The organism is Neobacillus sp. S1227, from assembly GCF_055385255.1.
The window spans coordinates 3,357,933-3,370,123 of sequence record NZ_AP038276.1 but is presented as its reverse complement, the minus strand read 5'-3'; the positions used below and the strand labels follow the sequence as shown (position 1 = coordinate 3,370,123).

Below are 12,191 nucleotides of genomic sequence, written 5' to 3'. Positions count from 1 at the left end.
GTGGTATTTCCCAATTTAAACGGAATTTCTCCGTTTATTTTTCAAACAAAGTGAAACCAACATTCAGCTAACAGAGCAAAAACAATGAATAAACCATAATAATATTATGTTAACCAAATTAGCTAACAAAGCCTAAATCTAATTTTTAAATAGATTTGTAATTAAATTGAGAGGGAGGATCGCAAATGCTAGATTACAAAGAAGAAATCCAAAAAAGCGGGCTGGAAGACAAAACATATACACTTCTAGGTCCGGATAAGCAACCTTATCAGAGTAAAATTCCAGGTACATACGGCGGCCACAAGAAAACAAAAGTCTACGGACGTATGGATTGCCCGGCGGCATTACGAGCCATTGCCAAAGGGGGCTATGTACAGAATCGTGTGTTTTTTGCGGACGAGGAGACCGCTATTGCAGCAGGATTCAGGCCATGTGCATCGTGCCTTCGAGAAAAATATAAGGAATGGAAGGAAAGACAGAAGCTTCAGAATCCTAATTGATAAGGAGGGCTTGCCATGCAATCACAAATTGAGGAATTGTTAGATTTCGAGGATAATTGGCTGGACAGGGAAGGCCTGGACGAAGGTGACGGAAGGAATGTATGGCTGGAGGAAGGAATCCGGTTATACACACGGTTTTTGGAACTCGATCGAAAAGAGCCTAGGTATTCGATTATGCTCGCCAATCTATATCTTCAATTGGGCCGTGATGAAAAAATGCGCAGGGGCAACCACCTGAGGGCCTATGACATATTACGAAGGGCAACCATCCATAGCCCCGACAAACCCGCTGCCTTTTACCACTTATCTTTTATCTTGGAGGAACAGGACCGAAAGTGGGAGGCCGTCTTATTTTATGGTAAAGAAGCGTTGGAAAAAGGAATAAATGGCAGCAAACGAATCAAGCTCCTATGTAACCTGGCTTTAGCTTATACAAGAATTGGATACCCGCGAAAAGGGACGGACCTGATTAGGGAAGCAGTTACCCTGGATGTGAAAAAAGAACAACTTTGGTTCATCGAACTATATATGGATAAGTTGAAAAAGAAACAAATGGAACCCATCCTTTTAAAGGAAAATGACGAAAAACGCAAGAGAATCACCCATCATGATATGGACCAAATACTTGAAGATGCCATGAACGGAAAATATGTGGTTCTCAATCTCGCAGACTCAGAAAAGCTGGTGTATGGAAGCGGCGATACGGTACGGCTGGAGCCGAAGCAGGCGTAACTGCTCGGTTATTTGATAGACAACAAAGGGATCTTTTGTGATAAAAGCAGGATTGAAAAGGCGGTATGGAATGATCAAGTGTTAAATTCAGCCGTCGTCAAACGGTACATTACGGCCATTCGAAAAAAATTAGCACAGTCAATGGGCAGAAACGATATTAAAGAGAGTGTATTAATAACAACCAAGAATGGCGAATATGTCTGGAATACCGATATCCCGGCAAAAGTCCTCCGCAAGGTATAAAAATACCGGTTACGACAATCGTAACCGGATTTTTATATATTTAGGGTGCAAAAGATAAGGGAGGATGATAAAAATGAACTTACTAAAATTAGAAATGATGACCGCGACAGAACGGATGGCAGAGGCACTATCAATGAGAGGCTTGTTCATTGAAACGAAAGATGATTTCATTATTCTGACAGACGAAAACACCAGCGCAGATATCAAGAAAACACAAAGATTACTCACCGACCTAGGAATACCGACGTTTTGGCAAGGAAACCAATTCCAGCTATTAGTGAGCCGGTTTCCGATTGCAGCGATGAAGAAGATCATCAACGTACCAGGCAGTGAATTCCCGGTCCATATGGAAGGCTATCATTTCAAATGGAGAGCCTTTGCCCAACGGCGATTTGGCATCAAAGTGAATGCGTTGGACCTCGATGCGAACATGGCCATGTTGGTCAAATCACTGAATGTAGCTGGGGTTACGGCGCTTGCAGGCTGCAGCGGTCATCACCGTTACCCGCCAAACGTCCAGCTTTCCGGTGTCTATCAGGGAGCGTGGTTTAAGGTAATCCAGGAGAAATATTTAAAAGGACTGAATCTTCACTATACATGGGAAGTTCATTTCGATAACGGGTCAGGTTCATGTATCAGGGCCGTGGAAACAGGACGCTGGGACATGAGTTTGATTTATCAGGACACCGCGCAAATGGCCGAGGTGCTTCAAAAATACGCTGCCGAGATTCGGGAACTTAAAAAATCTTCGTTTAAACGCAGCAAAGAGATGAAGGAAACAGCTGGCAACCTTCTAAAGGAGGAAAATGTTGAAGCATTAGTGGATTGGATGAAAGAACAAGCCGAAAAGCAGTTCAGCCTGATTAGATAAAAATTTGGATTGAAGGGATGGAGAGAAACATGAAGAGTTCTCAAGATTATTCAGAACACATTGTAACGTTAGCAGATTGGCTTCAGAAGTCTAAACACACTACAATCCTTACAGGAGCAGGAATGTCCACAGAATCAAACATCCCGGACTTTCGCTCAAAGGATGGCTGGTGGAACAATATCGATCCGAGAACGGTTGCGACCACTGAGGCCCTCGAGAACCATTATGATTTGTTTCATGAATTTTATTGCATGAGAATCAATATGCTTGAAAATTGTGCACCCCATAGAGGGCATCATATATTGGCGGAATGGGAGCAGAATGGCCTTATTCAAGCCATTTGTACACAGAACGTCGACGGCTTTCATAGCGCTGCTGGCAGCCATCAAGTATACGAACTTCACGGCTCCATCAACAAGTTCCGCTGTGCGGACTGTTCTAAAATCGCAAGCAGGGAGCATTTCCTGAATAAAGAGAAATGCAGTCAATGCGGCGGCAAGCTCCGGCCAAATGTGGTCCTTTTTGGTGAAATGCTTCCGGAGGAAAGCTGGAGCGCTGCACTCTCGCATATTCATCAGTCAGATCTAGTGATTGTGATCGGAACAAGCCTGGAGGTATACCCGGCCAGCCAGCTGCCGCAAATGACAGAAGGCAGAACGGTTTATATTAACATGGAAATAAACGGAAAGAATCAAGACTTTAGCCTCATTATTCAAGATAAGGCTGGAAGTGTACTTGCAAAAGTCAACGAACTCATAGAAAAAAAGGAAAAATAATTTTCCGAGTATAGTAACTTTTTCCTATAGAACCGTGATATACTTGTATTGCCATTGTATAAAAAAGGAAGCAAAACAAAGAGTTACTTACAGTCATTCATTCTTTTTCTTTGCCAAAACCACATGTATTACTATCCTAATATGAAAATACATGTATCTATTGGACTACTTCCTCTCTTTTATTGGAGTAGTCTTTTTACATTCTATTTTCAGAAATATTAGAACTCTTAAACCTTTGGGAGGGTTACAAAATGGAGAAGGAAATTTGGAAATGGATATTGGATACATTCCCGGATGAAGGAATTGCCAATATTGCGGACAATCTAATGATCAAAATAAAAGGTTTTCGCCAGTTAAATCCCCAGCAGGCAAATTTCAAAATGGTGAGAAACAGAATCATAAAGGAAGCGCTTAATCAAAAGAATAGTAAAAAACTATATCATTTTTTTGATTGTCTTGTTGAAGACCGCCCCGAAATCAATTCATTAAAAGGGAAAAGTATCGAGGAACTTTTACAGGTGCTAGAAGAGGAAGGACTATATCCATCCATCTTACTTGGGATGCTCCTGTCCAGTGAGGATGAGGAAGATCAAGGAAAGGCTCAGGAAATCTATATAAAACTCAAAGAAGAAGAAAAACTGGATCTGCTGGAAAAACAAGTGGACGAAAAACTTTCGAATGTAGAGGAGGCAGATGTACTGGAAACCTTGGACGAGCTCGAGAAGGGGCTGAAAACGGCACTCAAGGAAATCGAGCGACTGGAAAAGAAGCTGAAGAAACTGGAACAAAAAAACGAGGAGCTAAAGACAAAAGCGGCAAACAGCCAAGCAAGCCTCAAAAATGAAAGGAAAGAATGGAAAAACGAGAAAAAGGTATTCCAGCAGGAAATTCAATCCCTTAAAGCGGAGATGGGATCAGTGCGTAATGAGCGGAAGACCGCTTTAGCAGAAAAGGAAGAATTAAATAAAAAGGCAGCTAAGCAAACAGAAACAATGAAGGTAAAGGATGAAGAGATTAATAGGCTTCATGCACGCGTCCTTAGATTAGAAACAGATTTAAAGAATCAAAATGATCAGGAAAAACCAGAAAAAGACAAGATAAAGGTTGCGATGATCGGTGACCCTTATTCAAGCCGACTACAAAAGTATGACAAATTTGAATTAACCATTTTAAATGGTTCAGAGTTTCGCGAAGCAACAGGGCAAACAGCATTGGATCATGCCGACCAAGTCTGGCTCCTGACTTACAAAATCCCAAGAAGCATTCAAAAACGTGTAAAATCCGTCGTGAAGAATAAACAAACGAAGGAATTTGCGACATTTGCCGACTTGGAAGACCATATGCTGAAGGGGATGATTTAACGTGAACAAAACATGGAACACCAACTTGATCGGCGTCCTTGCCAGTGAGGAATCTGTACAATACGCACTACGTAAAAAAGCCATTTTCAAAAATGTACAAGATGTATTGCAGTTTTATGTAAGAATCATCAGTAAAACGCCAAACAGTTTCCCTCTCATCAAATTGATCACTTTTTTCGGGACAGATTTGGAAAAATGGGGCTTTGAAGGCAATCATCTGGAGGAAACGGAAGGCAGGAGGGCGGTCTATCGCTTTCTCGAGGATAACCTGCTGGTATTCAAACCGCAGCGGAAAATTCTCTACGATGGACAGGAAGTTTTTGACGGAACAGACCTAATCCTCATTCCAAAATCGGAAAGGTATCATGAGGGAGTAAGTTTAACGCCGATGCCGATCTTTTCGGAAGAGGAACATGGTATGACGCAGGAAGAATTTGAACTGCGGATGCAAGCGGGTGAATGGGTAGGGAAAATTGCTAGTATTTCCCATGAACAAAAGGACACACCGGAATATATCTTGTGGAAAACGAGCGATTCAGTTTACACCGTTTATGGTGAGTTTTCGGGTCATCATTACGGCGAGGAAGGATTTTCCTTTACCAGGAATAAACTTTTGAAATCGGCTCCTTTTGATGAAGAGTGGCTCGATGATTGCTACGAGGTTGATCATACGATGTTCGTACCGCACGAAATCTTTACTTATATAGATGGGACCATTGAAGCGGCGGAGCCTTTGGAGATTCCTTATCGAAAATCGCCCTACATGGAGGAAACGGAGCGGCAACTGGCGGCTGCACAAGCACAAGTACAAAGGCCCAATCCTGGAGTTACGGTTGACCGGAGCCGCATGTCTGAAGCGGAATTGATGCAGGAATTCACCCGAACCACGGTGGAACAGGGACTGCTTTATGACAAAAAGGATCTCTATAACTTTCATACAGCGATGAAATCTTCCAACCTGGTGATTTTGGCAGGGATGAGCGGAACGGGTAAATCAAAGCTGGTCCAAGCCTATGCAAGGGCCCTCGGGTTTAAGGACGATTATCAGATGACATTGGTACCTGTCCGGCCTGCCTGGACGGATGATGCGGATGTTATTGGATATGCAGATACACTCAATAAAGAGTACCGGCCGGGAGACTCCGGTGTCATTAACGCCCTGTTAAGTGCCAAGGACAACAGCAACAAGCTTCATATCATCTGTTTTGATGAGATGAACCTGGCACGGGTGGAGCATTATTTTTCCCAATTCCTTTCGGTGCTGGAGATGGAGGCGGGGCCAGGCAGGGCCTTAAGGCTATATAATGACGATTTGACAAGCCAGCTGAAGAATTCATCGATGTATCCGCCCGTCATCCCGATCGGAGATAACGTCATCTTCGTCGGGACGGTCAACCTGGATGAATCCACCTACCATTTTTCCGACAAGGTCTTGGATCGTGCGAACGTGATTACTCTAAATGTTCTTTCGTTTGACAGTCTGATGATGTTGACGAAAGAGATGAAGGAAACAGCAAAGCCTCCTGGAGGCAACGGAACCGTTACCTTGGATTTGTTCGACAGCTACCGTGACAAAACCAAGGATATCCATATGAAGGAAAGTGAATTGGCACTTTTATGGGACATCCATACCGAGCTGCAGAAAATCAATAAAAACCTGGGAGTCGGCCCAAGAATTGTCCGGCAAATCGACTTGTACCTGAAAAACTTGCCTGATAGCAGCTGCTTGACGAGGGAAGAGGCATTCGATAAACAAGTGGTGCAACGAATCCTTACCAAGGTAAGGGGGCCGGAGGATCTCTTGAAAAGGTTCATCGGGATGTACGATCCAGTCACAGAGAATATCGAAGGAAGTGTCCTGGGTGACATATTGGACAAGTACGATGAGGTGTCCGAGTTCTACGACACCCGGAATGTCCTGGTTCAAAAGGCGAAAGAGTTGAAACACAATGGCTATACCCTCTAATGGATTTGAGGTTATCTTTAACCAAAGACAAGGGAATCAGGACAACCACATCACAGCAGGACCATTTTTTACGAATGAAGATGATTTTTTTGAAAAAAGGGATGAATCTTTCATCGAAATAAAGGAATATTTAGCCGTATCCATTACCTTTCGGTCTCATAGGACGGATGCCCAGTTCTTCATGGATGGATTGGAAACCCTTCCTGAGCCGAATTTGAACATCGATTCGCAAGTGGGGGAAGTATACCTTCCTCCTTCTGAACATCCTGTTACCTTATTCGATCACAATGATGACTATTATCCGCTGATTCCGGGATTTTATCGGATGATGGTGATAAATGATGGGACACGGTATTACTGCTGGGTGAAGGTTGTTCCAAAACAGCTCGAGGAATCGCAGTGGGAGCTGATGAAGCAGGAAGTGGAGCAGGAACTAAACGGATTGGCAAGGGAACTGCTGCTGAAAAAGACAGACCTTGATACCAGGATGGATAAAATCCCACTAGGGGTGCTGGAGCAATTTTTCGTGATTAACCAGCGATTTTCCTCGGTGATGGCGGCGTTGACGGATTTGTATCGAAAGGTCAATTTTCGAATCAATAAAGGCTATTCCTTTGTTTCTAAAGAGAGAACTAGACTCATAGACGATAAAACCATTCGTTATGCCGCCTTCCGCCCGAATCATGAACAGACCTTCAAGGCGCCCGTCAGTGAAGTTACCTATGATCTGCCGGAAAACCGTCTGGTCAAAAAAATCATCGACTCCATCTCCAAAACGTTGACCGGCTTTATCGAGAGCGTTGAAGGGACGGCAGGCAGCCTGACGGACCTTCATGCTGTGAGTCCCGTCGAATCTTTTCCGCAAAAAGATATTACGCTGCTGGAGCTTGAAAAATTAAGCGGAATTGCTGGAAAGATGCGGGGAGCCATCCAATGGATCAAGACGGCGCCATGGTATGAAAGTGTTGGAGTCTATCGAGAATCAAGCATCCCGCATGTGATGAACAGCGATCCTAGATACCGTGCACTTTACCAGCTATATCGAGAACTCCAGCAGGAGAAAAGCGAAGTGCGGACTTATCCATCCTATGTTTATCAGTGGAAGCGTTCCGACAAGCTCTATGAGATTTGGGGATATATTCAGTTCATTAAGGCTCTAACGGGAGATGTACTGGATTTTGTTCCTGTTAGCGGATGGATTTACAATGAGGACTTCAGCACAAATAATGGAATCACTCCATCGTTGCCTCCCAATATGGAGGTAGTATTGAGGCATGGCAGCCTGAAAATCGTGTTAGTCTATGAAGGACACCTGCCGACACAAAGCAGGCTCTCGACAGCGAAACAACCTTTATATACTAGGGGAACGCATACCACTCCGGATGCCAGGCTGGATGCCTATAAAGAGGATATCTTTATTGGCAGCATCATCGTCGATTTCAAGTATCGGCGAAGAAAAGCGATATGGGACGAAAACCTCATTTACAACCGAAGGCAGAATGAGGTCATGCGGCAGCTGGTGAGCTATAGTGATAATATTCATTCGAACTTTCTGTTTGGAGCTGACGGGAACCCGCTTATCAGCCGGATCAGCCCTGTACAGGAAGTGTGGGCAGTTTATCCGAACCGTTTCGGTGCTTCAAGAAGTCACGAATATGCTGATCATAAAGTGTGTTTAGTAGAGCTGACCCCAGGTCAATGGAATGAACTTCTTGTTGATAAGATCAAGGAAGGTATTGATCGTCTTTTAAAGACAAGTGAGCTGATAATGGATACTGCACTAAAAGATTTTCCTATTAAAGACAAGGGTTGGCAATTGGTTTAGATTACTTTACGGTAGCCAACAAAGGGGGATCTGTGATGGCACTTTCAGAATCAGACAGAAAAATCTATGAAGCACTCAAACGAAACATCATCCAAGGAATAATAGAAGAAAAAATGAAACAGGGCCAATCGCCTGATTTAAAATGGATGAATGAAGTTGGGTTCCAGTTTCGCCAGAAAAAACGGACAAAGATGACAGCCTTTTTTAACCGAGTCATGTCAAAGTTTACTAGAAATCATGGGGGAAATGAACATCTACATCAAAATGTGGTACGGTTTGAATCCTTGAATAAAAAGAGATAGAGGATATGTTCTCGTTTGATTCGCAGAAACAGGGACTGGGCATTTTGCCCAGTTTCTTTTTTAAATGAAATAATATTCAGAAAATTTTTAAAAAAGATATTGAATCATATCAAAAGCCTTGTTATAATAAAATTCAAACAAACGTTAGATTTATTAACAGAAAACTATGGATTCCTTTTAAGAGTTCTTTCTTATTAGGTCTAAAACCCCTAATTTGGAAGAATAAGATAGCTTCAAATTTTATTAAAAAGGAGCGAAAGATTCATGTATAATTTCAGTCCATCAGTTGAACAAGAAGAATTGTTATCAAGAGCAAGGAGAATAATGGAAGAGGATGTATATCCTGCTGAGAAGCATATTATCGCAGGTGTGGGACTTCCAGAAGAAGTACTAAAACCATTACAGCAAAAAGTGAAAGATCAGAATTTATGGGCTGCACATTTACCCATTGAGATTGGTGGATTGGGTTTAGGTAATGTCTTCTTGGGATTATTAAATGAAATATTAGGCAGCAGTCCAATTGGACCAAGAGTTTTTGGAACAGCAGCCCCGGATACCGGAAATATGGAAATTCTGTGGAAAGCTGGAACGCCAAAACAAATTGAAAATTATTTAAGACCTTTGGTCAATGATGATATCCGTTCCTGCTTTGCCATGACTGAACCAGATGTATCAGGAGCAGATCCGACTGGATTACAAACGCGAGCTGTTAGAGACGGGGATGAATGGGTAATTAACGGTAAAAAATGGTTCATTAGTAATGCGGGAATGTCCTCTTTCGCCATTGTAATGGCTGTTACCAATCCGGACGCAGCTCCACATGAACGGGCAACGATGTTTCTTGTAGATAAGGGCACACCTGGGTTTGATTTGATTCGTGATATTGGAGTGATGGGTGAATTTAGTGAAGGTGGTCACTGGGAGATCGAATTTAATAACTGCCGTATCCCGGCTGAAAATATCTTAGGAAAAGAAGGAGAAGGATTTAAACTTGCCCAAATGAGATTGGGACCAGGACGAATCACCCATGCGATGCGATGGTTAGGGGTAATGAATCGCAGTTTTGATCTAATGCTTGATTATGCTCTTAAAAGAAAAACGAGGGGAAAAGCATTGGCTGAATTCCAAACAATTCAAAACTTTGTGGCAGATTCAGCTGCTGAAATTTCAGCCTCCAGATTAATGACGCTTCATGCAGCATGGAAAATGGATCAAGGTGAGGATGCCAGAAAAGAAATAGCCTTAATTAAGTTTTACGGAGCGAAAATTTTGAATGATGTCATCAGCAGGGCCATTCAGGTTCATGGTTCATTGGGCTATTCAAAGGATACACCGCTAGAAGCATTTTATCGTGAAGCAAGAGCTGCACATATTTACGATGGTCCAGACGAAGTACATCGTATGGTAGTAGCAAAGAGGTATTTAAAAGAATATCAAAATAGGAAAAGCAAAACCTTAGTAGAAACTAATACAAGATAATGAATCTATTTATTTTCCACAAAGATATCTTATAAATAGAGAAGAAGGGGGGAAAATAAATGGGGAAAACCTTGGACATTACCGGGAAAGTGATTGTTATTACAGGAGCGAGCCGGGGCCTGGGTGCCGAAATGGCGCGTGAGTTTGCTGCAGGCGGGGCTGACTTGGTGTTGGCAAGCCGCAATAAAGAAAGTTGCGAAAGAATTGCAGAAGAAGTACGTAAGTTTGATAGAAAAGTTATAACCGTTTCATGTGATGTTTCGAATTTGGGGGATATACGCAGACTTTTCCGTAAAACCGAGGAAGAATTCGGAAGACTGGATGTTTTGGTCAATAACGCCGGTACAAATGTAACCAAACCAGCGATTGAGGTAACGGAAGAAGAGTGGGACTCCATTAATAATGTAAACTTAAAGGGGTTATTTTTCTCCTGTCAGGAAGCGGCAAAGATTATGATGCAGCAAAATTCCGGAAAAATCATTAATATTTCATCTGTCGGCGGTGTTAAGCCGTACAAACGGATTGCCCCCTATACTGCTACTAAAGCGGCCGTCATTCATCTCACTCGTTCGTTAGCTGCTGAGTGGGCACGCTATAACATTCTAGTCAATTCAATTGCTCCCGGACTGATCAGCACTGAAATTAATAAAACGGAAATGGAAGATAAAGTCTGGCTTGAAAAAGCAATTAAGGCCATTCCACTAAGAAGATTAGGAGACCCAACAGATATCTCACAAATTGCTTTATATCTTGTTTCGGATGCAGCCAACTATATTACCGGGCAAACTTTTTATATTGATGGCGGCACATTAGCAGAGTAATAAACCTAGCTCTATGAGGACTTAAAACAAATTTAGAAAGGAGGTTTTATTTTGCACCCACCACTTAAATCCATTCGGGTTCTCGACTTGTCCCGATTGCTTCCCGGACCGTATTGTACAATGTTTTTGGCGGATTTTGGGGCGGAAGTTATTAAAATTGAAGAACCTGATATCGGTGACTATGCAAGATGGGAAGAGCCTAAGGCCGGTACAGATAGTGCCATCTTCTCATCTCTCAATCGAAATAAAAAAAGTCTGACGTTAAACTTAAAGTCCGAAAAAGATAAAGAGATTTTTTTAAAGTTGGTTAAAACGGCTGACGTATTGGTAGAATCGTTTCGGCCTGGAGTGATGGATAGGTTAGGATTAGGCTATGAAACTTTAAAAAAATATAATCCCAAACTTATTTATTGTGCAATTACTGGCTTTGGCCAAACAGGTCCTTATGCAAGCCAGCCGGGTCACGACCTGAATTATTTAAGTTACACAGGCTTGCTGGAATTACAAGGGGAACGTAACAGAAAACCATTCCCGCCTGCCGTACAGATTGCCGATATCGGCGGAGGTTCTTTAATGGCAGTCATCGGCATATTAATGGCGCTTCACGCACGAGATCAAAACGGGAAAGGCCAGTTTGTTGACATTTCCATGACAGATGGAGTTATATCGTGGCTGCAAACAATTTTACCAAACTATTTAGCCAATCAATTATTACCCAGCCGCGGGGAGTTAACTTTGTCAGGAAAAAAAGCATGCTATGAAGTTTATGAGACCCGGGACCATCGTCATTTATCAGTTGCCGCCTTAGAGCAGAAATTTTGGGTGGTGTTTTGCCATGGGATTGGACGGGAGGATCTAATAGAATATCTTGATGCACCATTATACAAGCAGGATGAACTGAAAATGGAAATTGGAGCTATCATAAAAACAAAGACACTAAACGAGTGGGTCGCCATCTTTCATAATCGTGATGCTTGTGTTGCACCAGTTTTAACTTTTGAAGAAATGACCATGGACCCGCAAATAATTGACCGTCAGATGATTCAAGAAGTCCCAGGTTTAGACGGAAAGCACATTGGGATTCCTATTAAACTATCAGATACCCCCGGTTCTATCATTTCTAATGCACCGAAATTAGGGGAACATAATAAAGAAATATTGGAACAACTGGGATATGCAGTAGAAATTGAAAATTAGCAAGGTTAAACAAAAAAATTTTTGGCAAGTTAGAATTAATTTTGTAAAGTAATTATAATATAAAATAGAACAAATGGTTGTTTGATTTTTGTTATAATTAATTTTACATAAATATTTT

At 42.2% G+C, this 12,191-nt stretch carries 12 protein-coding genes; all 12 read left to right on the top strand.

Annotated features, from left to right (window positions below; genetic code table 11):
• Window positions 1-185: 185 nt before the first annotated feature.
• On the top strand, window positions 186-500 hold the full coding sequence (locus tag ACZ5AE_RS16825) for an Ada metal-binding domain-containing protein (RefSeq protein WP_464565738.1): 315 nt from the start codon (window positions 186-188) through the stop codon (window positions 498-500).
• A gap of 15 nt (window positions 501-515) precedes the next feature.
• A complete protein-coding gene (locus ACZ5AE_RS16820) occupies window positions 516-1,232 on the top strand; it encodes a hypothetical protein (RefSeq protein WP_464565736.1) in 717 nt (238 codons plus the stop codon).
• Window positions 1,233-1,244: 12 nt separating this feature from the next.
• Window positions 1,245-1,475, top strand: a complete 231-nt coding sequence (locus tag ACZ5AE_RS16815) for a helix-turn-helix domain-containing protein (RefSeq protein WP_464565734.1) — start codon at window positions 1,245-1,247, stop codon at window positions 1,473-1,475.
• A 73-nt stretch (window positions 1,476-1,548) separates the two neighbouring features.
• Window positions 1,549-2,346: a hypothetical protein gene (locus ACZ5AE_RS16810; RefSeq protein ID WP_464565732.1), complete on the top strand. Its 798-nt coding sequence runs from the start codon at window positions 1,549-1,551 to the stop codon at window positions 2,344-2,346.
• A 29-nt stretch (window positions 2,347-2,375) separates the two neighbouring features.
• The gene (locus tag ACZ5AE_RS16805; RefSeq protein ID WP_464565730.1) at window positions 2,376-3,122 is read left to right on the top strand and encodes an SIR2 family NAD-dependent protein deacylase; all 747 of its coding nucleotides are present in this window, start codon (window positions 2,376-2,378) and stop codon (window positions 3,120-3,122) included.
• Between the two features lie 251 nt (window positions 3,123-3,373).
• On the top strand, window positions 3,374-4,483 hold the full coding sequence (locus ACZ5AE_RS16800; protein WP_464565728.1) for a hypothetical protein: 1,110 nt from the start codon (window positions 3,374-3,376) through the stop codon (window positions 4,481-4,483).
• Between the two features lies 1 nt (window position 4,484).
• A complete protein-coding gene (locus ACZ5AE_RS16795) occupies window positions 4,485-6,449 on the top strand; it encodes an McrB family protein (protein ID WP_464565727.1) in 1,965 nt (654 codons plus the stop codon).
• Entirely contained in the window at window positions 6,433-8,274 is a 1,842-nt protein-coding gene (locus ACZ5AE_RS16790; protein ID WP_464565725.1) for a DUF2357 domain-containing protein, read from the top strand. Before ACZ5AE_RS16795 ends, ACZ5AE_RS16790 begins: the two co-directional genes overlap by 17 nt.
• Window positions 8,275-8,309: 35 nt before the next feature.
• Window positions 8,310-8,576, top strand: a complete 267-nt coding sequence (locus tag ACZ5AE_RS16785; RefSeq protein WP_464565723.1) for a hypothetical protein — start codon at window positions 8,310-8,312, stop codon at window positions 8,574-8,576.
• 264 nt (window positions 8,577-8,840) lie between these two features.
• Window positions 8,841-10,055, top strand: a complete 1,215-nt coding sequence (locus ACZ5AE_RS16780; protein WP_464565721.1) for an acyl-CoA dehydrogenase family protein — start codon at window positions 8,841-8,843, stop codon at window positions 10,053-10,055.
• A gap of 59 nt (window positions 10,056-10,114) precedes the next feature.
• Window positions 10,115-10,876, top strand: a complete 762-nt coding sequence (locus ACZ5AE_RS16775) for an SDR family NAD(P)-dependent oxidoreductase (RefSeq protein WP_464565719.1) — start codon at window positions 10,115-10,117, stop codon at window positions 10,874-10,876.
• A gap of 51 nt (window positions 10,877-10,927) precedes the next feature.
• Window positions 10,928-12,073 (top strand): CaiB/BaiF CoA transferase family protein, encoded by a 1,146-nt coding sequence (locus ACZ5AE_RS16770; RefSeq protein WP_464565717.1) that lies wholly within the window; start codon window positions 10,928-10,930, stop codon window positions 12,071-12,073.
• Window positions 12,074-12,191: the final 118 nt, after the last annotated feature.

Coding starts and splice junctions, on each gene's coding strand:
- ACZ5AE_RS16825 (WP_464565738.1), top strand. CDS start 186: ATGCTAGATTACAAAGAAGAAATCCAAAAAAGCGGGCTGGAAGACAAA.
- ACZ5AE_RS16800 (WP_464565728.1), top strand. CDS start 3,374: ATGGAGAAGGAAATTTGGAAATGGATATTGGATACATTCCCGGATGAA.
- ACZ5AE_RS16785 (WP_464565723.1), top strand. CDS start 8,310: ATGGCACTTTCAGAATCAGACAGAAAAATCTATGAAGCACTCAAACGA.
- ACZ5AE_RS16810 (WP_464565732.1), top strand. CDS start 1,549: ATGAACTTACTAAAATTAGAAATGATGACCGCGACAGAACGGATGGCA.
- ACZ5AE_RS16790 (WP_464565725.1), top strand. CDS start 6,433: ATGGCTATACCCTCTAATGGATTTGAGGTTATCTTTAACCAAAGACAA.
- ACZ5AE_RS16820 (WP_464565736.1), top strand. CDS start 516: ATGCAATCACAAATTGAGGAATTGTTAGATTTCGAGGATAATTGGCTG.
- ACZ5AE_RS16780 (WP_464565721.1), top strand. CDS start 8,841: ATGTATAATTTCAGTCCATCAGTTGAACAAGAAGAATTGTTATCAAGA.
- ACZ5AE_RS16775 (WP_464565719.1), top strand. CDS start 10,115: ATGGGGAAAACCTTGGACATTACCGGGAAAGTGATTGTTATTACAGGA.
- ACZ5AE_RS16805 (WP_464565730.1), top strand. CDS start 2,376: ATGAAGAGTTCTCAAGATTATTCAGAACACATTGTAACGTTAGCAGAT.